Raw genomic sequence first — 20,839 nt, 5'->3', positions numbered from 1 at the left:
TACGCTATTATTCACCAACATATGGTAAAAGTGCCATTTGACGAGCACGTTTAATTGCAACTGTAAGTTTGCGTTGGTATTTCGCGCTTGTTCCTGTTACACGACGAGGTAAAATTTTACCACGCTCAGAAACGAAACGTTTTAATAAATCAACATCTTTATAGTCAATGCGAGTGATGCCGTTAGCTGTGAAGAAACACACCTTACGACGTTTCGCACGTCCACCTTTGCGTCCTGCCATGTCTATTTCCCTCCATTCTTTGTTAAAACTAACAAATTTACTGTATTAGAACGGTAAATCGTCGTCGGAAATGTCGATCGGTTGACCTACATTTGAAAATGGATCGTCATTCTTCGTAAATCCAGAGTTACCTTGGTTACCTGAATTACTAGATTGACCAAATGGGTTAGAGCCTTGGTTACCGAAACCAGCTCCTGATGGTTGCTGATTAAATGAACCACGTTGCTCCCCACCGCCATTACGCGGCTCTAAAAATTGCACGCTTTCCGCAAGAACTTCTGTTACGTATACACGTTTACCATCTTGTCCCTCGTAATTACGAGTTTGAAGACGTCCATCTACGCCTGCTAAGCTACCTTTTTTCAAATAATTTGCTACGTTTTCTGCTTGTTTACGCCATATTACACAATTAATAAAGTCAGCTTCACGCTCACCTTGTTGATTGGCAAATGCGCGATTCACAGCTAACGTAAAAGTAGCTACTGCAACACCATTGGGCGTGTAACGTAAGTCAGGGTCCTTAGTTAAACGACCAACGAGGATAACACGATTCATCAATCGAACCACTCTCCCTTATATATCAATTATTTTTCTTCTTCTTTAACAACGATATGACGAAGGATGTCTTCGTTGATCTTAGCTAAACGGTCGAATTCGTTAATCGCTTCTGCGTTAGATTTCACGTTTAAGATCATGTAGAAACCTTCACGTAAGTCGTTGATTTCGTAAGCTAAACGACGCTTACCCCACTCTTTCGTGTTAATGATTTCTGCACCATTGTTTGTTAAAACACCTGCAAAACGTTCAACTAAAGCTTTTTGAGCTTCTTCTTCAACGCCAGGACGAATGATGTACATAATTTCGTACTTTCTCATTACACTTTCACCTCCTTTTGGTCTAAACGGCCCGTAATGGGCAAGGAGCAATTAATTTATAGTAATTACTCACGAGTTTAGATTATATCATAGTAAGTTATATGAATCAACTCACCAATACATAAAAAACTTGGCAAACATATAATATATTTGCCAAGCTCATATCTTTATTTTTCCTAGGAAATATTAAATTAAACGTTAAAACGGAAGTGCATAACATCTCCGTCTTTTACGATATATTCTTTTCCTTCTAAACGTACTTTTCCAGCTTCTTTTGCAGCTGTCATAGAACCGTTTGTCATTAAGTCATCGTAAGAAACTGTTTCTGCACGAATAAATCCACGCTCAAAGTCTGTATGAATAACACCAGCACATTGCGGTGCCTTCATTCCTTGTTTAAATGTCCAAGCACGTACTTCTTGAACGCCAGCTGTAAAGTAAGTAGCAAGTCCTAATAGATCATATGCTGCACGAATTAATTGATCTAAACCAGACTCTTCAATTCCTAATTCTTCAAGGAATACTTTTTTCTCTTCTTCGTCTAATTCAGCGATTTCTGATTCGATTTTTGCACATACAACGATAACTTGAGAATTTTCATTTGCTGCAAATTCTTTTACCATTTGTACGTATTTATTTTCCGAAGGATCGATAACATCGTCTTCACTTACATTCGCTACGTATAACATTTCTTTTGTTGTAAGTAAATGAAGGCCTTTAACAATCTTCATCTGCTCTTCTGTAAATTCAACAGTACGAGCTGGTTTTCCCTCTTCAAAAGCTTCTTTTAAACGAACTAAAATTTCATGCTCATATACCGCTTCTTTATCTTTTTGTCTTGCTAATTTCGCAACACGCTCGATACGCTTATCAACAGACTCTAAGTCCGCTAAAATTAGCTCTAAATTGATTGTTTCAATATCATCAATTGGATCTACTTTCCCTGAAACGTGCGTAATATTTTCGTCTTCAAAACAACGAACAACTTGACAAATTGCATCTACTTGACGAATGTGAGATAAGAATTTATTTCCTAACCCTTCACCTTTACTAGCACCTTTTACGATACCTGCAATATCAGTAAACTCGAATACAGTCGGAACAGTCTTTTTCGGTTCTACTAGTTCCGTTAATTTATTTAAACGCTCATCTGGTACTTCTACAATCCCTACGTTTGGATCAATTGTACAGAATGGATAGTTCGCAGATTCTGCTCCTGCTTGTGTAATTGCATTAAATAAAGTGGACTTCCCTACGTTAGGTAATCCAACAATCCCAGCCGTTAATCCCATATTTTTCACTCCTATGTCTCAATCTTTCATCATTATAGATAGTAACGAAAAAAATGACAAGTTTCCGCCAAACGAAAAAAAGTAACAGTTACCTACTGTAACTGTTACTCTCCCTCTATTCTTCGTGCTTCACAAGTATTTTTTTTACCTTACGATCAAACTCTCTTCGAGGAATCATTACTGAATGGTCACACCCCTCGCACTTAATGCGGATATCCATTCCCATACGAATAATTTTCCAACGATTCTCGCCACATGGATGGGCTTTCTTCATTTCCACAACATCATACAAGTTATATTCCTTTTGCTCCACTCTCCAAACTCCTCTCCATACTAAATTGCTTTTCCACTAACTAATTCTTCACGATTATATAAAACCATACGCGGATATGGAATTTCAATCCCATGTAAATCAAGACGATTTTTAATCTCTTTACGAAGTGCCCTTGCAATAACTGCATGTTGCATCGGTTCTACTTCAGCAATAACACGTAATATAACTTCTGATGCAGCTAATGTTTGCACACCTAATAATTGAGGCGTTGTTACCATTTTTTCGTACTTTGAAGGTAATTCTACTAATAAATCTTCAATAACCTGCTCTGCTTTCGCAATATCAGCCTCATATGAAATAGATACATCAACAAACGCTACACTATTACTAACTGAGTAGTTAGTAACTTGAATAATACTTCCATTTGGTAAAGTATGAATTTCACCTGTCCAACTCTTTACTTTCGTTGTACGAAGTCCAATTTCTAAAACGACTCCTTCAAATTGACCGATTTTAACATAATCGCCAACTGAAAACTGATCTTCTAACAAAATAAATAAACCTGTAATAACGTCTTTCACTAAACTTTGAGCACCAAATCCGACTGCTAAACCAATTACCCCAGCACCCGCTAATAAACCTGATGCATTAATATCAAACACACCTAAAATCGCAATTAGCATAATGAACATAACAACGTACGCTACAATATTTTCAAGTAATTTCGCTACTGTAACTGTACGACGTTCTGAAATTTGAATTGGAGAACGACTTCCCATGCGAAACGCATTTCGTACAACCGCTCTTGCAATTCGCACAACAACCGCACTAATTATTAAAATAATGCATATTTTTAATGTCGCAACTCCAATATGAGCCCAACGATCAGCATCTAATAAATACTGTTTCATAGAATTAAACCACTTCGTTAATAAATCCATGTACCTCTACCTCTCTAGCTAAAATTTCTTTTTAGTTACCCTTATTATTGTATCAGAAGTCCCCTAATTGCTGAAAAAATTTTATGATTTTAATCCTATTTTATCCCCGATATCCAGGTATAAAATGGAACGGATATATATATACTAGTACTATTATTTCCGTTTTCATTCACATTTTGCAAAAATTACGCACTTATAACTTTCCATTTTCCTCACCATATAACACATATTGAAAATTTATTAAAAGGATGGGTGCTTCATGAATATTGGAAGTTTTCGCTTACCATTTTTTGAGAAAGAAACTCAAAACGTTATGCACCAAGATCTAGAAGCCTCCGAGATAATCAGTAATTTCTTACTTACCCATATTCCTATTAAAACTAATATACCACTCATTCTCGTTTGTATCGGCACAGATCGCTCTACGGGTGACGCACTCGGCCCATTAGTTGGTACAAAACTTGAACAAATAGACATCCAAAACCTCCAAGTATTCGGTACACTAGATGAGCCAGTACATGCGCTAAATTTAGAAGAGAAAATTCAGAATATACAGAAAGAATATCCTACTGCATTTATAATTGCTGTTGATGCATGTTTAGGAAAGTCCCAAAATATCGGATCAATCACTACTGGAAAGGGACCTAGTAAACCTGGAGCTGCTATGAATAAGAAATTACCTGCAGTTGGTGATTTGCACATACACGGTATCGTCAATCTAAATGGGTTTATGGAGTTTTTCGTTCTTCAAAATACAAGATTAAGTTTAGTCATGAAAATGGCTGATGTAATCGCACAAAGTATAAAAGAGACGGATCAAAAATTATCCGCATTAAAAAAAGCAAACCATCTATAAATAATAAGATGGTTTGCTTTTTAATTTTTCTGTGCTAATAGTTCTAAAATACGATTTAAATCTTCTTTATTAAAAAATTCAATTTCGATTTTACCTTTTTCTTTTTTCGTCTCTTTAATTTTCACATCTGTGCCAAACTTTTCTCTTAAGAACGTTTCACGTTCTACGAAAAATATATTTCGCTCTTTTTTCACTTTTTTTGTTTCACGTGAAACGTGTTGATTAATCTCTTGGACGATTTTCTCTAATTGACGAACATTTAATCCTTCTTTTTCAATGCGTTTCAATAAGGACTTCAATTGTTCTTCATCTTTTATCGTAAGTAAAGTTCTCCCATGAGCCATTGAAAGTTGACCATTTGCAATCATATCTTGTACGAAAGAAGGTAGGCTTAATAACCTAGTATAATTTGCAATGTAAGGTCTGCTTTTACCAAGACGTTTCGCTAATTGTTCTTGCGTTACATTTAGCTCATTCATTAACATCTGGTATGCCATTGCCTCTTCCATAGGATTTAAATCTTCTCGTTGTAAGTTTTCTAACAAAGCAAATTCCATCATTTGCTGTTCATTTAATTGTCTTACAACCGCAGGTACTTTTTCTAAACCAGCCTCTTTTGCAGCACGAAATCGTCTTTCACCTGCAACAATTTCATATCCTTTAATGCTCTTCCTAGCAATTAATGGTTGTAGAATACCGTGTTCCTTAATCGAAATTGCTAATTCCTGAATCGCCTCTTTATTAAAGTGTTTACGCGGTTGATATGGATTCGGCCTTAATTCAGTTACAAGAATCTCCTGAATTGTTTCCTCTTCTTTCACATCTAAATCAGGAAAAAACACATTAATTCCTCTTCCTAATCCTTTAGCCACCTGCAATCACTTCCTCTGCTAAATCTATATATACTTCTGCTCCTCTTGATTTAGCGTCATACTGCATAATAGGTTTCCCATGACTTGGAGCCTCGCTCAAGCGTACATTACGCGGAATAATCGAGCGATATACTTTATCCCTAAAATACTTTTTCACTTCATCTATAACTTGGATCCCTAAATTTGTACGGGCATCCAACATTGTTAACAATACACCTTGAATTGCTAAATTTTTATTTAAATGTTTTTGTACAAGTCGAACTGTATTTAATAGCTGACTTAACCCTTCTAGTGCGTAGTATTCACACTGTACAGGAATAATAACAGAATCTGCTGCTGTTAATGCATTAATCGTTAATAACCCTAAAGATGGGGGACAGTCGATAATAATATAGTCATATTCATCACGAACTGGCTGTAATGCTCTTTGCAAACGTACTTCCCGGGAAATAGTCGGTACCAATTCAATTTCAGCACCAGCCAATTGAATTGTAGCGGGTAGAACATCTAAGTTTTCAGTTGCGGTTTTCTGTATAACCCCTTGAACATCTGCATCTTCCACAAGAACGTTGTAAATACATTGATCTAATTCAGATTTTTCAATTCCCACACCAGTCGTTGCATTTCCTTGAGCATCAATATCTACAAGAAGGACTTTTTTACCTACTTGCGCCAATCCAGCCCCTAAATTAACAGATGTTGTCGTTTTTCCAACACCGCCTTTTTGATTAGCAATAGCAATGATTTTTCCCATGATGTCACCTACTTTCAACCTTTCTATCTTATTCTAGTAACAATTACGTTTATTGTAACATGAAATAAAACTTTTTCTTTTACGTCCTTTATTAAACTTCAAAATTTATTTCTAAACTCCTTCTTCATTTAACAAGAAAATATAGTAAAAGAGACCTCTCCAATAGGATAAGGTCTCTAGCACGTCATTATTATTTTTTCTTTGGAATTTTAATTGTAATTTGATAGTACTCATCAAATTCTTCTTCCTCAGAATTAACATTCAAACCACTTTCAGTAACCATTTGTAAAGATTGTCTAATTGTATTCATAGCAATCCTCGTATCTCGACTTACTGCTTTTTGCTTTGCCTTACGCTTCGGTTTCGCTTCCTCTAGTAACTTCGCAATTCGTTCTTCTGTTTGCTTTACATTTAGTTGTTTCTCCACAATTTCCTGTAAAACTTTCAGTTGTAATTCCTCATTTTTTAAAGGAATGAGAGCGCGGGCATGACGTTCTGTAATGCTTTTTTCTAATAATGCACTTTTTATTTCTTCAGGCAACTTTAACAATCGCAACTTATTTGCGATTGTAGATTGTCCTTTTCCAAGTCGTTGTGCCAATGCTTCTTGTGTTAAATTATGTAACTCAATCAGCTTTTGATATGCCACAGCTTCCTCGATTGCCGTTAGTTCCTCACGTTGCAAGTTTTCAATTAAAGCTACAGAAGCTGTCTCTGTATCATTTAAGTTCTTTATAATTGCAGGAACCTTTTCCCAACCTAACTTTGTTGCCGCGCGAAAACGTCTTTCTCCAGCAATAATCTCGTACTTATCATCCTCATATTGCCTTACAACAATCGGCTGAATAAGTCCATGTGTACGAATTGTTAATGCTAGCTCATCAATACGCGCATCATCAAAAACTGTTCTTGGTTGATAACGGTTAGGGGTAATATTTACTATCGGAATTTCTTGTATTTCTTCATATACCTTTTTATCTATCTCTTCATGGCTTTCGTCTTGTAATTCGAATTCGCTCTCTTTATCTCCAAAGCCAAATAAACGAGAAAACGTATTTTTCATACATATTCCACCACCTTTTAGGCCTATTGACTATTCTCCATAAAATGTTTCCTATGAAACATTTACGTTTTCATTTATATAATTTAATCTTACGTCTAATAAGATTTATTTTTCAATAGGTAATTTATTGGGTGTTCCCGGTTTGCGTGGATATTTCTTTGGTGTCTTGCGCTTTTTCTCGATTAATAAAATATTACGTTCACTCTCTTCAAACGGTAATTGGAACGTAGACATCTCTTTTAACTCTCCGCCTAGCACCTCTAAAGCATACTTGCCATTTTCAATTTCTTCGTTTGCTGCTGCACCTTTCATTGCAATGAATGTTCCTCCAACTTTTACAAGCGGTAAACATAGCTCACTTAATACAGAAAGACGCGCAACTGCACGTGCCATTACAATATCGTATGATTCACGTACACCTTCTTTTTTCCCAAACGTTTCAGCACGATCGTGACAAAATGCAACATCACTTAATTCTAACTTTTGTGCTAAGTGATTTAAGAAATTAATACGTTTTTGCAACGAATCTACAATTGTTACTTTTAAATGCGGGAAACAAATTTTTAAAGGAATACTTGGGAATCCAGCCCCTGCACCAACATCGCAAATTGAGAATGGTTTTGAAAAATCATAATAAAAAGCAGCTGTAATGGAATCAAAAAAGTGTTTTAAATATACTTCTTCTTTTTCTGTAATAGCCGTTAAGTTCATTTTTTCATTCCACTCTACTAATGTTTCAAAGTAGATTTTGAACTGCTCTAACTGTCTAGAAGAGAGGGTGATTCCCTTCTCTTCTAGCATAGATTGAAATTGTTCTATGTTCATCTAGCAATATCTCCTTACTATTTATTGGTTCGATACGCGTGCAATTTTTCCTTGTTCTATATACACAAGTAAAATGGAAATATCCGCTGGATTTACGCCAGAAATACGTGAAGCCTGCCCCATTGAAAGTGGACGAACATCTTTCAATTTCTGTCTAGCTTCTGAAGCAATGCTAGAAATCGCATCATAATCAATATCTACAGGGATTTTTTTATTCTCCATTTTCTTCATACGCTCTACTTGCTGTAAAGATTTTTCAATATATCCTTCATACTTAATCTGAATTTCAACTTGTTCTTTAACTTCATCACTTAATTCTACTTCACTTGGTACTAAAAGATGAATATGCTCATATGTCATCTCTGGACGACGTAATAAGTCACTTGCACGTATTCCATCTTTCAATTCACTTCCGCCAATATTGCGAATTAATTCTTGAACTTCAGGACGTGGTTTAATAATAATGCTGCTTAAACGTTCCTTTTCCTGTTCAATTTGTAATTTTTTATTTGTAAATCGCTCATAGCGCTCTTCTTTAATTAATCCAATTTTACGACCAACTTCAGTTAAACGAAGATCAGCATTATCGTGGCGTAATAATAGACGGTATTCTGCACGAGACGTTAATAAACGATATGGTTCATTTGTACCTTTCGTTACAAGATCATCAATTAAGACGCCAATATAAGCATCCTCGCGACCTAAAACAACTTCTTCTTTACCTAAAGAACGGCATGCTGCATTAATTCCAGCCATAAGCCCTTGTCCGGCCGCCTCTTCGTAACCAGAAGTTCCATTAATTTGTCCTGCTGTATATAAATTTTTAATCTTTTTCGTTTCAAGTGTTGGCCATAGTTGTGTTGGCACAATTGCATCATATTCAATTGCATAACCTGTACGCATCATTTCAACATTTTCTAGGCCTGGAATTGTTCTAAGCATGTCACGTTGTACATCTTCTGGTAAGCTTGTGGATAAACCTTGTACATATACTTCTTGTGTATTACGCCCTTCTGGCTCTAAGAAAATTTGATGACGTGGTTTATCATTAAATCTTACTACTTTGTCTTCAATAGAAGGACAGTATCTAGGACCTGTTCCTTTAATCATACCAGAATACATAGCTGAACGATGTAAATTTTCATCTATTAAACGGTGTGTTTCTGTACTTGTATATGTCAACCAACATGGAATTTGATCCATAATAAATTTCGTTGTTTCAAAAGAGAATGCACGTGGCTTATCATCACCTGGTTGAATTTCTGTTTTACTGTAGTCAATTGTATTACTGTTTACACGAGGAGGTGTCCCTGTTTTAAATCTCACAAGATCAAATCCAAGCTCCTCTAAATGCTCAGATAATGTAATAGACGGTTGCTGATTATTTGGACCACTTGAATATTTTAAGTCGCCCATGATAATCTCGCCGCGTAAAAATGTTCCAGTTGTAATTACAACTGTTTTTGCTGTATATTCTGCACCAGCTTGTGTAACTACCCCTTTACATACACCTTCTTCAACGATTAAACGCTCTACCATTCCTTGGAACAACGTTAAGTTTGGTGTTTCTTCAATTGTTTTCTTTAATTCATGTTGGTAAGAGAATTTATCAGCTTGCGCTCGAAGTGCACGTACGGCTGGTCCCTTACCTGTATTTAGCATACGCATTTGAATATGAGTTTTATCAATATTACGTCCCATTTCTCCGCCTAATGCATCAATTTCACGAACAACAATCCCTTTTGCTGGTCCACCAACAGAAGGGTTACATGGCATGAATGCTACCATATCCAAGTTAATTGTTAACATTAATGTTTTTGAGCCCATTCGTGCTGCCGCAAGACCAGCTTCACATCCTGCATGACCTGCACCGATTACTATGACATCGTATGAACCGGCATTGTATCCCATTGTTTATTCCTCCTAATAATCTCTATCTTTCTACAACTTCACTATATTATTTTCCTAAACAAAATTGAGAGAACAACTGGTCAATTAAGCTTTCATGCACTGTGTCCCCAGTAATTTCACCAAGTATTTCCCACGTTCTTGTTAAATCAATTTGTACCATATCAATTGGTACACCATTTTCAATCGCCTCAACTGCATCACCGATTGTTTTTCCTGCTTGTGTTAATAATCCAATATGTCTCGCATTAGAAACATATGTCATATCTGCAGAATCGATTGTTCCTTCAAAGAATAAATCAGCTATTGCCTTTTCGAGTTCATCTATTCCTTGTTCCTCAATTAAGGATGTTGTAATAACACGATTTCCCGCGGCTAACTCTGTAACACGTTCCATATCAATCGCTTGCGGTAAATCAGTCTTATTCACAATAACAATAAAGTCTTTTCCTTGTACCGCACGGAATAGATCTTCATCCTCATTTGTTAAAGCCTCGCTATAGTTGACAACAACTAATACTAAATCCGCTTGGCTCATCATTTCTTTTGAACGTTCCACACCAATTCGTTCAACAACATCTTCTGTCTCCCGAATACCGGCTGTATCTATAAGTTTAAGAGGTACACCACGCACGTTAACGTACTCTTCAATAACATCACGAGTTGTTCCTGCAATATCAGTTACAATTGCCTTTTTCTCCTGAACAAGACTATTTAATAACGATGATTTCCCAACGTTGGGTCTACCGATAATTGCTGTAGCAATACCCTCACGTAAAATTTTCCCTTGTTTTGATGTTTCTAATATTTTTTCGATTTCCGAACGAACATGCGTCGCTTTCTCAATTAAAATATTATGTGTCATCTCTTCTACATCATCGTATTCTGGATAATCTATATTTACCTCAACATGAGCTAATGTTTCTAATATTTCTTGACGCAAAAGACCAATTAATTTAGATAATCGCCCTTCCATTTGATTAATTGCTACATTCATCGCACGATCTGTTTTTGCTCGAATCAAATCCATAACAGCTTCTGCTTGTGATAAATCGATACGTCCATTTAAAAAAGCACGTTTTGTAAATTCGCCCGGTTCTGCCAATCGTACTCCTTGTGCTAGAATAAGTTGCAATACTTTATTTACTGAAACAAGTCCACCGTGACAGTTAATTTCCACTATATTTTCACGTGTAAAAGTCCTTGGTGCGCGCATAATAGACACCATAACTTCTTCAATAACTTGATTTGTATCTAAATCAACAATATGACCATAATGAATAGTGTGAGAAGGAACCTCTGTTAAATCCTTCCCCTTAAAAATACGATTAACTTTCTCAACCGCATCATCCCCACTTACTCGAACAATGGCAATTGCACCCTCTCCAAGCGCTGTGGAAATCGCAGCAATTGTATCAAATTCCATGTCCTTTCACCTCACTTGCTTATTTATCTCTATTTCAACATGATTATTTCTTTCACTAAATTATTAGGATACCATAACGAACCTATCTACAAAAGAAGAATAACTCATTTTATTATATCCCCATGTAAAAAACACTAAACTTATTCACAGTGGATAAGTTTAGTGTTTTTTAGTTATCCACATCTATTTTCCGCTCAAAAAAACCGGCACTCATTTGAGCAACCGGTCATTTAGGAGATATTACAACATGCCGATGTGGTTCATTTCCTTCAGAAGTTGTATTGATACCTTGATGATTTGATAATGCCTGATGAATAATTTTTCGTTCAAAAGATGGCATCGGTTCTAAAATAACTCTTTTTTTCGTATTAAATACTTGTTTCGCTAATCGATAAGAAAGTGATTCTAACGTACTTTTTCTTTTACTACGATAATTTTCAGCATCTAGTGTAATACCGATATACTGCTTCGTGTTACGATTCGCGACAAGTTTTGTTAAATACTGTAAAGAGTTCAATGTATTACCTCTTTTCCCAATTAAAACACCTACATTATCACCAGAAATTGTAAATTCAATTTCGCGTCCTTTTACAATTTTACTAATCTCAACTTCCACACCCATATCGTGAATAACATTTCTTAAATATTCTTCACATTCTTGAATTGGATCTTTCTTCAATACAACTTCTACTACTGCAGGACGATTCCCAAATAAACCTAAGAATCCTCTTTTACCCTCATCGACAATATTTATATCTACTCGATCTTTTGATGTATTTAATTGCCTTAAAGCATCCTCTACTGCCAGCTCGACTGTTTGTCCTTTAGCAGTAATTATACTCACTTGCTTGAGCCTCCAGCTTTGCTAGCCTTAATTTCTGGCCCTTTGATAAAGTACATTTGAGCAATACCAAAGATATTACCAACAACCCAGTAAAGTGATAATGCGGCTGGGAAGTTAATTGCAAAGATTAAAATCATAATCGGCATAAGCCAAAGCATCATTGCCATTTGCGGATTTTGACCAGCTGTTCCTGCCATTGCAAGCTTTTGCTGAATAAATGTCGTAATTGCTGCAACGACCGGTAAGATATAGAACGGGTCTGCATGTCCTAAATCGAACCATAAGAAACTATGTTGTTTAATTTCAGCTGTTCTCATAATTGCATGATAAAAAGCGAACAGAATTGGCATTTGAATAAAGATTGGTAAACAACCAGCTAATGGATTTACACCATTTTTTTGATATAACTGCATCATTTCTTGCTGCAGTTTTTGCTGTGTCGCTTGATCTTTAGAGCTATATTTCTCTTTTAACTTCACCATTTCCGGTTGTAACGCTTGCATCGCTTTCGTACTCTTCGTTTGTTTAATCATTAGTGGTAATAATGCAAAACGAATGATAAGAGTTGTAATAACAATTGCTAAACCGTAATTACTGTTAAATAAGTCGGCAAAATACGTGATTAACTGAGAAAGCGGATATACGAAATATTCATTCCAAATCCCAGTACTTTTCGATGTAATCGGCTGACCCGTTTCACTACAACCGGTGGCAATCGCCATTAATGCAACGACCATGGCTAGTAAACCTAATTTCTTTTTCAAAGCCTACTCCTCCTTGTATCGGTATGTATATAGTGTAATTCATTTCCTTACGCTACTTTTTTATTCTTTTCATACCAGAGCGTTTAAAGACATGAATTAAGCTTTTCTTTACTTCTTCATATGTCATCTCTGCACAAGGCTTCCTTGCTATTATAACAAAATCTTTCCCAGAATCTATCTCATCTTTTAACTCTGTAATAGCCTGACGGACCATGCGCTTAATTCGATTACGAACTACTGCATTTCCAATTTTCTTGCTAACAGAAAGGCCGATGCGAAAGTTTGGCTGTTCTTCTTTATCTAATTGGTATACAACAAACTGACGATTCGCATTTGATTTTCCTTTTTGAAAAACCGCCTGGAATTCATCATTCTTCTTTATACGATGTTTTTTCTTCATATCAATTGACACTCCTGTATTTCATCAGCGGAAATTCACTATTATTAGAAAAAAAGACCACTGAACGATCAGTGGTCTACGCAGATAATACTTTTCTTCCTTTACGACGACGAGCTGCTAGCACTTTACGTCCGTTCGCTGTGCTCATACGGCTGCGGAAACCATGTACTTTGCTGCGCTTACGTTTATTTGGTTGGTAAGTTCTTTTCATTATATGACACCTCCCTGAGGAATATCTGTTAAAGACAGTCCTATAAATTATAGTTAATCAACTAGGAAAATGTCAATGGTTCTAGAAATTTTCATCAAATATTCATTTTGAACCTATTCACATACTTTTACACAGCACCTATATTTCCTTGTGGATAAATGTTTTTTCACGTTTTTTATATCCACAAACTTTTTTCGCACTTTTACACAGTATATCGTGTTGTGGACAAGTTTATTCCACAAGGTATTGATTTTGTGGATAACTTTCTTAAATTCATTGCTATAGCCACTTTTTTTTGATATTATAGTTGTGTTTTCACTTTGAATAAGTTTTCCACACCTTTATTTTATCCACAGTTTGTGTATAACATGTGGACAGTTTTAATCACATGTGGGTAAATAGTTGTCCACATTTGCTTTTTTTGTCGAAAACCCTATCTCATATACAAACGACGTTTTTAGGTTTTAAAATACGTTTCGTATAAATATACATTTTATATTTATTGGGTTGTACATTTGTTGCGCAACCTTATTCTTTTACCATCTTAGTAAAGGAGGGACACCTTTGGAAAATATCTCTGATTTATGGAATAGTGCCTTAAAAGAATTAGAAAAAAAGGTAAGCAAGCCTAGTTATGAGACATGGTTAAAATCAACAACGGCTCATAACTTGAAGAAAGACGTATTAACGATTACAGCTCCAAATGAATTTGCTCGTGACTGGCTAGAATCTCATTACTCCGAACTAATTTCAGAAACACTATACGATTTAACAGGGGCAAAATTAGCAATTCGCTTTATTATTCCTCAAAGTCAAGCTGAAGAGGATATTGATCTGCCTCCAGTTAAGCCGAATCCAGCACAAGATGATTCAGCTCATTTACCACAGAGCATGTTAAATCCAAAATATACATTTGATACATTTGTTATCGGCTCTGGTAACCGTTTTGCCCATGCAGCTTCATTAGCTGTAGCCGAGGCGCCAGCTAAAGCGTATAACCCACTCTTTATTTACGGGGGAGTTGGGCTTGGAAAGACGCATTTAATGCACGCAATTGGTCATTATGTAATTGAACATAATCCAAATGCAAAAGTTGTATATTTATCATCAGAAAAATTTACAAATGAATTTATTAACTCTATTCGTGATAATAAGGCTGTTGATTTTCGTAATAAATATCGCAACGTAGATGTTTTATTGATAGATGATATTCAATTTCTTGCTGGAAAAGAACAAACTCAAGAAGAGTTTTTCCATACATTTAATGCATTACACGAAGAAAGTAAACAAATTGTAATTTCTAGTGATCGACCACCAAAAGAAATTCCGACTTTAGAAGATCGTCTTCGTTCCCGCTTTGAATGGGGGCTTATTACAGATATTACGCCGCCAGATTTAGAGACACGAATTGCGATTTTACGCAAAAAAGCAAAAGCTGAAGGGCTTGATATACCAAATGAAGTTATGCTTTATATCGCAAATCAAATTGATTCAAATATTCGTGAATTAGAAGGTGCACTTATCCGAGTTGTAGCTTATTCATCTTTAATTAATAAAGATATTAATGCTGATTTAGCAGCTGAAGCACTTAAAGATATTATTCCAAATTCTAAGCCAAAAATTATCTCTATTTATGATATCCAAAAAGCTGTCGGGGATGTTTATCAAGTGAAATTAGAAGATTTTAAAGCGAAAAAACGTACCAAATCAGTTGCGTTTCCTCGCCAAATTGCAATGTATTTATCGCGCGAGCTTACAGATTCCTCTTTACCAAAAATAGGTGAAGAATTTGGTGGACGTGATCATACAACAGTTATCCATGCCCATGAAAAAATCTCTAAACTACTAAAAACCGATACGCAATTACAAAAGCAAGTTGAAGAAATTAATGGTATTTTAAAGTAGTAGCTGAATAGTGTGAATAACTTACCTTGTTTTACGCACAGTCTATCCACATGTAGATAGACTGTTTTTACATCCTTTATAGGGGTTATCCACATATCCACAAGCCCTATTACTATTACTACTATTTTTTTATCTTTATTAATTAAATAAAATCTTATACTTACCGGAGGTTTTTCTTTATGCGTTTTACAATACAAAAAGACTATCTTGTAAGAGGTGTACAAGATGTAATGAAGGCAGTTTCTTCTCGTACAACAATCCCCATCCTTACGGGAATTAAAGTTGTAGCTACTGAAGAAGGGGTTACATTAACAGGAAGCGATGCTGATATTTCTATTGAATCGTTTATTCCAGTCGAAGAAGATGGAAAAGAAATCGTAGAAATTGCTCAATCAGGAAGCATTGTTTTACAGGCAAAATATTTTAGTGAGATTGTAAAAAAACTACCTAAAGACACTGTCGAAATTTCTGTAGAAAATCATTTTATGACAAAAATAAAATCTGGAAAATCAGAGTTTAACTTAAATGGTTTAGATTCTGCAGAATATCCGTTATTGCCACAGATTGAAGAACATCATGTATTTAAGATACCAACAGATTTACTTAAGCATATGATCAGACAAACTGTATTTGCAGTTTCTACTTCTGAAACAAGACCGATCTTGACAGGTGTAAACTGGAAGGTATATAACAGCGAGTTAACTTGTATTGCAACAGATAGTCATAGACTGGCACTTCGAAAAGCAAAAATTGAAGGACATAACATTGCAGATGAATTCCAAGCTAATGTTGTTATTCCAGGTAAGAGCTTAAATGAATTAAGTAAAATTTTAGATGAGTCTGAAGAAATGGTAGATATCGTTATTACGGAGTATCAAGTATTATTCCGTACAAAACATTTATTATTCTTCTCAAGATTGTTAGAAGGAAATTATCCTGATACGACACGTTTAATTCCAGCAGAGAGTAAAACGGATATTTTTGTAAATACAAAAGAATTCCTACAAGCAATTGATCGTGCTTCACTATTAGCAAGAGATGGCCGCAATAACGTTGTTAAATTATCAACTTTAGAGCAAGAAATGCTAGAGATTTCTTCGAATTCACCAGAAATCGGAAAAGTTGTCGAAGAAGTACAATGCGAAAAAGTAGATGGAGAAGAGTTAAAAATATCTTTTAGTGCAAAATATATGATGGATGCATTAAAAGCTTTGGATAGTACAGAGATTAAAGTTAGCTTTACTGGGGCAATGAGACCGTTCTTAATTCGTACAGTAAATGATGATTCAATTATTCAATTAATTTTACCGGTTCGTACTTACTAGGTAAGGAATAAGGGTTGCTAGTTTAAAGATGCTAGTGGCCCTTATTTGATTTTTGGGTATTACTTTCCTAATGCTAGTTTATTTAGTACAATGAAAGAATGAACACTTTCAGAAAGTGAGCGATTTTATGAAACGTATTAAAATTTCAACAGAGTATATTACACTAGGACAATTTTTAAAGTTAGCTGATGTAATTGATACAGGTGGCGCTGTAAAATGGTTTTTACAAGAATATGAAGTGTACGTGAACAACGAACTTGAAAATAGAAGAGGTCGCAAACTATATGCGAATGATGTTATTGAAATTCCAGGAAGCGGAACTTTCCAAGTTCAGGCATAAAGGGGGAGCCCTTTGTTTATTTCAGAAATACAATTAAAAAACTATCGCAATTATGAAAAATTAGAGCTTTCCTTTGAAGATAAGGTAAATGTAATTATCGGCGAAAATGCACAAGGGAAAACAAATTTGATGGAAGCTATTTATGTTTTAGCGATGACGAAATCTCATAGAACCTCTAATGATCGCGAACTTATCCGCTGGGATGAAGATTTTGGTCAAATAAAGGGGAAATTACAAAAAAGAAACAGTTCTTTGTCTTTGGAATTAAATATTTCGAAAAAAGGTAAAAAGGCAAAATTAAATCAACTTGAACAACAAAAGTTAAGTCAATATATTGGCGTGATGAACGTTGTCATGTTTGCCCCAGAAGATTTAAATCTTGTAAAAGGAAGCCCTCAAGTAAGAAGACGCTTTTTAGATATGGAATTAGGACAAATAGCTCCTGTATATTTGTATGAATTAAGTCAATATCAAAAGGTGCTCACGCAACGAAATCACTTGTTGAAAAAAATGCAAGGGAATAGTAAGAATGAGGAAACGATGTTGGATGTATTTACACTTCAACTAATTGAGCATGGTGCGAAAATACTGCAAAAACGTTTTGAATTTTTGCATTTGCTACAGGAATGGGCAGCTCCAATTCATCGAGGTATAAGCCGTGGATTAGAAGAGTTAGAAATTGTCTATAAACCAAGTGTAGATGTATCAGAATCAATGGATTTGTCGAAAATAAAAGAAGTATACTATGAAAGTTTTCAATCTGTGAAACAACGTGAAATTTTCCGTGGTACGACTTTAATTGGTCCTCATCGTGACGATTTACAATTCTTCGTTAATAGTAAAAATGTTCAAGTCTTTGGTTCGCAAGGACAACAACGAACGACCGCACTATCCCTAAAATTAGCTGAAATTGAATTGATTTATTCAGAGGTTAAAGAATATCCAATCCTTTTGTTGGATGATGTTTTATCAGAATTAGATGATTATCGTCAATCACATCTTTTAAATACAATTCAAGGAAAAGTGCAAACATTTGTTACAACGACGAGTGTCGACGGAATTGAACACGAAACATTAAAAGAAGCGAAAACAATTCATGTAACGAACGGCACTGTAGATTGTGAAATAGATAGGGAATAACCCCTGTTTAAATGGAAAAGTAGGTGATCTTTGTGTCAATGGAACAAAAGCAAATGCAAGAAAATGCATATGATGAAAGTCAGATACAGGTGCTTGAAGGACTAGAGGCAGTTCGGAAACGCCCTGGTATGTATATTGGATCTACAAGTGGAAAAGGGCTTCACCATCTTGTGTGGGAAATCGTAGATAATAGTATTGATGAAGCACTTGCAGGTTATTGTGATGAAATTAATGTTAGTATCGAAGAAGATAATAGTATTCGTGTAACGGATAATGGGCGTGGTATTCCGGTTGGTATACAAGAAAAAATGGGACGTCCAGCTGTAGAAGTTATTATGACTGTTCTCCATGCCGGTGGTAAATTTGGCGGTGGCGGTTATAAAGTTTCTGGTGGTTTACATGGTGTTGGGGCATCGGTTGTAAATGCTCTATCAACAGAATTAGAAGTATTTGTACATCGTGAAGGTAAAATCCATTACCAAAAATACGAAAGAGGTATTCCGGTTGCGGATTTAAAAGTCATTGGTGACACAGATCAAACAGGAACAATAACTCGATTTAAACCAGATCCGGAAATTTTCCAAGAAACAACAGTATACGATTTTGATACGCTAGCAACTCGTATGCGTGAATTAGCGTTTTTAAATCGTAATATTAAATTAACAATTGAAGATAAACGTGAACATAAGCAAAAGAAAGAATTCCATTACGAAGGTGGAATTAAATCATACGTTGAGCATTTAAATCGCTCAAAACAACCGATTCATGAAGAGCCTGTGTACGTAGAAGGTTCAAAAGATGGTATTCAGGTTGAGGTTTCTCTTCAATATAACGAGGGATACACAAATAATATTTACTCATTTACGAATAACATCCATACGTATGAAGGTGGTACACATGAGGTAGGTTTTAAAACAGCTTTAACTCGTGTAATCAACGACTATGGTCGTAAAAATAGCATTTTAAAAGATGCGGACAGTAATTTAACTGGTGAGGATGTTCGTGAAGGTTTAACAGCAATTGTATCAATCGAGCATCCAAATCCACAATTTGAAGGACAAACGAAGACAAAACTTGGGAATAGTGAAGCGAGAACAATTACAGAGTCTGTATTCTCAGAGGCGTTTGAAAAGTTCTTACTAGAAAATCCTAATGTAGCGCGAAAAATTGTAGAAAAAGGTACGATGGCTGCACGTGCACGTGTAGCTGCGAAAAAAGCGCGTGAATTGACACGTCGAAAGAGTGCGTTAGAAGTTTCAAGTTTACCTGGTAAATTAGCTGATTGCTCTTCGAAAGATCCAGCAATTAGTGAAATTTACATCGTAGAGGGTGACTCTGCGGGTGGATCTGCAAAACAAGGACGCGATCGTCATTTCCAAGCAATTTTACCGCTGAAGGGTAAAATTATTAATGTGGAAAAGGCACGCTTAGATAAGATTTTATCAAATGATGAAGTTCGTACAATTATTACGGCGATTGGTACAAATATTGGTGGAGACTTCGATATTGAAAAAGCACGCTATCATAAGGTTATTATTATGACCGATGCCGATGTTGATGGTGCACATATTCGTACCCTATTATTAACGTTCTTCTATCGTTATATGCGTCAAATAATTGAGTGTGGTTATATCTATATTGCACAGCCGCCGTTGTTTAAAATACAACAAGGTAAAAAAATTCAATATGCTTACAACGATAAGGAACTTGAAAAAATCTTAGCAGAATTACCGGCCCAACCTAAGCCAGGGATTCAGCGTTATAAAGGTCTAGGGGAAATGAATCCAACTCAGCTATGGGAGACGACAATGGATCCAGAAGTACGTTCATTACTTCAAGTTTCCCTTCAAGATGCAATTGAAGCAGACGAAACATTTGAAATTTTAATGGGAGATAAAGTAGAGCCACGTCGTAACTTTATCCAAGAGAATGCAAAATACGTGAAGAACCTTGATATTTAAATGAGTAATGACAGGAATCTAAGTATTCCTGTCTTCTACATATAAATCAATGTATGTGTAACGGAAATGTAAGAGGAGGTGCTCGTTGATGTCAGACAATCAACAACAAGCACGAATTCGAGAAATTAATATTAGTCATGAAATGCGTACCTCATTTTTAGATTACGCAATGAGTGTTATCGTATCTCGTGCATTACCAGATGTTCGTGATGGATTAAAACCTGTGCATCGTAGGGTTTTATATGCGATGAATGATTTAGGAATTACAGCTGATAAAGCGTATAAGAAATCAGCACGTATTGTCGGTGAAGTAATCGGTAAGTATCACCCTCATGGTGATTCAGCCGTTTATGAAACAATGGTACGTATGGCGCAAGATTTTAGTCAACGTTATATGCTTGTAGATGGGCATGGTAACTTCGGTTCTGTAGATGGAGATTCAGCAGCTGCAATGCGTTATACAGAGGCAAGAATGTCTAAGATTTCTATGGAATTAATACGTGATATTTCAAAAAATACAATTGATTATCAAGATAACTATGATGGTTCCGAAAGAGAACCGATAGTACTACCAGCGCGTTTCCCTAATTTATTAGTAAACGGTACAACAGGTATTGCTGTT

At 35.6% G+C, this 20,839-nt stretch carries 23 protein-coding genes (1 of these 23 running past the window's edge); 7 read left to right on the top strand and 16 right to left on the bottom strand.

The features are described 5' to 3' along the window. Window positions 1-7 precede the first annotated feature (7 nt). The 6 genes from rpsR to QCI79_RS13505 all read right to left on the bottom strand — a co-directional run bounded on the left by rpsR (window position 8) and on the right by QCI79_RS13505 (window position 3,623). Window positions 8-241: a 30S ribosomal protein S18 gene (rpsR, locus tag QCI79_RS13530; protein ID WP_000918873.1), complete on the bottom strand. Its 234-nt coding sequence runs from the start codon at window positions 239-241 to the stop codon at window positions 8-10. A gap of 45 nt (window positions 242-286) precedes the next feature. After that, complete coding sequence (gene ssb, locus QCI79_RS13525; RefSeq protein ID WP_000981966.1) at window positions 287-799, bottom strand: single-stranded DNA-binding protein; 513 nt, start codon at window positions 797-799, stop codon at window positions 287-289. 26 nt (window positions 800-825) lie between these two features. After that, complete coding sequence (rpsF, locus tag QCI79_RS13520) at window positions 826-1,116, bottom strand: 30S ribosomal protein S6 (protein ID WP_001233778.1); 291 nt, start codon at window positions 1,114-1,116, stop codon at window positions 826-828. Between the two features lie 191 nt (window positions 1,117-1,307). Further along, window positions 1,308-2,408 (bottom strand): redox-regulated ATPase YchF, encoded by a 1,101-nt coding sequence (ychF, locus tag QCI79_RS13515; protein ID WP_000524667.1) that lies wholly within the window; start codon window positions 2,406-2,408, stop codon window positions 1,308-1,310. A gap of 115 nt (window positions 2,409-2,523) precedes the next feature. Next, on the bottom strand, window positions 2,524-2,721 hold the full coding sequence (locus tag QCI79_RS13510; protein WP_000435485.1) for a DUF951 domain-containing protein: 198 nt from the start codon (window positions 2,719-2,721) through the stop codon (window positions 2,524-2,526). A gap of 20 nt (window positions 2,722-2,741) precedes the next feature. Further along, window positions 2,742-3,623 carry a mechanosensitive ion channel family protein gene (locus tag QCI79_RS13505; RefSeq protein WP_021727684.1) on the bottom strand — a complete coding sequence of 294 codons (882 nt, stop codon included), beginning with the start codon at window positions 3,621-3,623 and terminating at the stop codon, window positions 2,742-2,744. A 259-nt stretch (window positions 3,624-3,882) separates the two neighbouring features. Between QCI79_RS13505 and yyaC the strand changes: the two genes are divergently transcribed. Beyond that, the gene (gene yyaC, locus QCI79_RS13500) at window positions 3,883-4,479 is read left to right on the top strand and encodes a spore protease YyaC (protein ID WP_001020715.1); all 597 of its coding nucleotides are present in this window, start codon (window positions 3,883-3,885) and stop codon (window positions 4,477-4,479) included. Window positions 4,480-4,499: 20 nt separating this feature from the next. Here the strand turns inward: yyaC and spo0J are convergent, their stop codons facing one another. The 10 genes from spo0J to rpmH all read right to left on the bottom strand — a co-directional run bounded on the left by spo0J (window position 4,500) and on the right by rpmH (window position 13,546). Beyond that, a complete protein-coding gene (gene spo0J / locus QCI79_RS13495; protein WP_001051829.1) occupies window positions 4,500-5,351 on the bottom strand; it encodes a stage 0 sporulation protein Spo0J in 852 nt (283 codons plus the stop codon). Further along, on the bottom strand, window positions 5,344-6,105 hold the full coding sequence (gene soj / locus QCI79_RS13490) for a sporulation initiation inhibitor protein Soj (protein ID WP_000516114.1): 762 nt from the start codon (window positions 6,103-6,105) through the stop codon (window positions 5,344-5,346). The genes spo0J and soj overlap by 8 nt, the downstream gene beginning before the upstream one ends. A gap of 190 nt (window positions 6,106-6,295) precedes the next feature. Beyond that, window positions 6,296-7,168 carry a nucleoid occlusion protein gene (gene noc, locus QCI79_RS13485; RefSeq protein ID WP_000799016.1) on the bottom strand — a complete coding sequence of 291 codons (873 nt, stop codon included), beginning with the start codon at window positions 7,166-7,168 and terminating at the stop codon, window positions 6,296-6,298. A 105-nt stretch (window positions 7,169-7,273) separates the two neighbouring features. Next, window positions 7,274-7,993 (bottom strand): 16S rRNA (guanine(527)-N(7))-methyltransferase RsmG, encoded by a 720-nt coding sequence (gene rsmG, locus QCI79_RS13480; protein ID WP_001019628.1) that lies wholly within the window; start codon window positions 7,991-7,993, stop codon window positions 7,274-7,276. A 21-nt stretch (window positions 7,994-8,014) separates the two neighbouring features. Further along, on the bottom strand, window positions 8,015-9,904 hold the full coding sequence (gene mnmG, locus QCI79_RS13475) for a tRNA uridine-5-carboxymethylaminomethyl(34) synthesis enzyme MnmG (RefSeq protein ID WP_000541055.1): 1,890 nt from the start codon (window positions 9,902-9,904) through the stop codon (window positions 8,015-8,017). A 46-nt stretch (window positions 9,905-9,950) separates the two neighbouring features. Further along, window positions 9,951-11,327 (bottom strand): tRNA uridine-5-carboxymethylaminomethyl(34) synthesis GTPase MnmE, encoded by a 1,377-nt coding sequence (gene mnmE / locus QCI79_RS13470; RefSeq protein WP_000393769.1) that lies wholly within the window; start codon window positions 11,325-11,327, stop codon window positions 9,951-9,953. Window positions 11,328-11,553: 226 nt separating this feature from the next. Then, the gene (gene jag, locus QCI79_RS13465; protein WP_000022792.1) at window positions 11,554-12,171 is read right to left on the bottom strand and encodes an RNA-binding cell elongation regulator Jag/EloR; all 618 of its coding nucleotides are present in this window, start codon (window positions 12,169-12,171) and stop codon (window positions 11,554-11,556) included. After that, entirely contained in the window at window positions 12,168-12,935 is a 768-nt protein-coding gene (gene spoIIIJ, locus QCI79_RS13460; RefSeq protein WP_000727737.1) for a YidC family membrane integrase SpoIIIJ, read from the bottom strand. Before spoIIIJ ends, jag begins: the two co-directional genes overlap by 4 nt. A 52-nt stretch (window positions 12,936-12,987) precedes the next feature. Beyond that, window positions 12,988-13,335 (bottom strand): ribonuclease P protein component, encoded by a 348-nt coding sequence (rnpA, locus tag QCI79_RS13455; RefSeq protein WP_000726621.1) that lies wholly within the window; start codon window positions 13,333-13,335, stop codon window positions 12,988-12,990. A gap of 76 nt (window positions 13,336-13,411) precedes the next feature. After that, window positions 13,412-13,546, bottom strand: coding sequence for a 50S ribosomal protein L34 (rpmH, locus tag QCI79_RS13450; protein ID WP_000831901.1), 135 nt, complete (start codon window positions 13,544-13,546; stop codon window positions 13,412-13,414). Between the two features lie 564 nt (window positions 13,547-14,110). Between rpmH and dnaA the strand changes: the two genes are divergently transcribed. The 6 genes from dnaA to gyrA form a co-directional block, all read left to right on the top strand. Beyond that, entirely contained in the window at window positions 14,111-15,451 is a 1,341-nt protein-coding gene (gene dnaA, locus QCI79_RS13445) for a chromosomal replication initiator protein DnaA (RefSeq protein WP_000428017.1), read from the top strand. Between the two features lie 179 nt (window positions 15,452-15,630). Continuing rightward, on the top strand, window positions 15,631-16,776 hold the full coding sequence (dnaN, locus tag QCI79_RS13440) for a DNA polymerase III subunit beta (protein ID WP_001212884.1): 1,146 nt from the start codon (window positions 15,631-15,633) through the stop codon (window positions 16,774-16,776). Window positions 16,777-16,903: 127 nt separating this feature from the next. Beyond that, window positions 16,904-17,116 (top strand): S4 domain-containing protein YaaA, encoded by a 213-nt coding sequence (gene yaaA, locus QCI79_RS13435; protein ID WP_000821364.1) that lies wholly within the window; start codon window positions 16,904-16,906, stop codon window positions 17,114-17,116. A 12-nt stretch (window positions 17,117-17,128) separates the two neighbouring features. Then, a complete protein-coding gene (recF, locus tag QCI79_RS13430) occupies window positions 17,129-18,256 on the top strand; it encodes a DNA replication/repair protein RecF (RefSeq protein WP_071699966.1) in 1,128 nt (375 codons plus the stop codon). Window positions 18,257-18,294: 38 nt separating this feature from the next. Further along, window positions 18,295-20,217 carry a DNA topoisomerase (ATP-hydrolyzing) subunit B gene (gyrB, locus tag QCI79_RS13425; RefSeq protein WP_021727685.1) on the top strand — a complete coding sequence of 641 codons (1,923 nt, stop codon included), beginning with the start codon at window positions 18,295-18,297 and terminating at the stop codon, window positions 20,215-20,217. An 88-nt stretch (window positions 20,218-20,305) separates the two neighbouring features. Further along, a protein-coding gene (gene gyrA / locus QCI79_RS13420) for a DNA gyrase subunit A (protein ID WP_001282864.1) crosses the window boundary here: on the top strand, window positions 20,306-20,839 show its beginning. The gene runs 1,938 nt beyond the window's last position; only the first 534 of its 2,472 coding nucleotides appear in the window; the start codon lies at window positions 20,306-20,308; the stop codon falls past the right edge of the window.

The sequence above is a fragment of the Bacillus cereus group sp. MG1 genome, assembly GCF_040460035.1.
Classification (GTDB): Bacteria; Bacillota; Bacilli; order Bacillales; family Bacillaceae_G; genus Bacillus_A; species Bacillus_A cereus.
This window is presented reverse-complemented; position numbering and strand designations above follow the sequence as displayed.

Excerpts from the sequence above, each read along its gene's own strand:
- rpsR (WP_000918873.1), bottom strand. The coding sequence starts at position 241 with ATGGCAGGACGCAAAGGTGGACGTGCGAAACGTCGTAAGGTGTGTTTC.
- rpsF (WP_001233778.1), bottom strand. The coding sequence starts at position 1,116 with ATGAGAAAGTACGAAATTATGTACATCATTCGTCCTGGCGTTGAAGAA.
- ychF (WP_000524667.1), bottom strand. The coding sequence starts at position 2,408 with ATGGGATTAACGGCTGGGATTGTTGGATTACCTAACGTAGGGAAGTCC.
- QCI79_RS13505 (WP_021727684.1), bottom strand. The coding sequence starts at position 3,623 with ATGGATTTATTAACGAAGTGGTTTAATTCTATGAAACAGTATTTATTA.
- yyaC (WP_001020715.1), top strand. The coding sequence starts at position 3,883 with ATGAATATTGGAAGTTTTCGCTTACCATTTTTTGAGAAAGAAACTCAA.
- soj (WP_000516114.1), bottom strand. The coding sequence starts at position 6,105 with ATGGGAAAAATCATTGCTATTGCTAATCAAAAAGGCGGTGTTGGAAAA.
- noc (WP_000799016.1), bottom strand. The coding sequence starts at position 7,168 with ATGAAAAATACGTTTTCTCGTTTATTTGGCTTTGGAGATAAAGAGAGC.
- rsmG (WP_001019628.1), bottom strand. The coding sequence starts at position 7,993 with ATGAACATAGAACAATTTCAATCTATGCTAGAAGAGAAGGGAATCACC.
- mnmG (WP_000541055.1), bottom strand. The coding sequence starts at position 9,904 with ATGGGATACAATGCCGGTTCATACGATGTCATAGTAATCGGTGCAGGT.
- mnmE (WP_000393769.1), bottom strand. The coding sequence starts at position 11,327 with ATGGAATTTGATACAATTGCTGCGATTTCCACAGCGCTTGGAGAGGGT.
- rnpA (WP_000726621.1), bottom strand. The coding sequence starts at position 13,335 with ATGAAGAAAAAACATCGTATAAAGAAGAATGATGAATTCCAGGCGGTT.
- rpmH (WP_000831901.1), bottom strand. The coding sequence starts at position 13,546 with ATGAAAAGAACTTACCAACCAAATAAACGTAAGCGCAGCAAAGTACAT.
- dnaN (WP_001212884.1), top strand. The coding sequence starts at position 15,631 with ATGCGTTTTACAATACAAAAAGACTATCTTGTAAGAGGTGTACAAGAT.
- yaaA (WP_000821364.1), top strand. The coding sequence starts at position 16,904 with ATGAAACGTATTAAAATTTCAACAGAGTATATTACACTAGGACAATTT.
- gyrB (WP_021727685.1), top strand. The coding sequence starts at position 18,295 with ATGGAACAAAAGCAAATGCAAGAAAATGCATATGATGAAAGTCAGATA.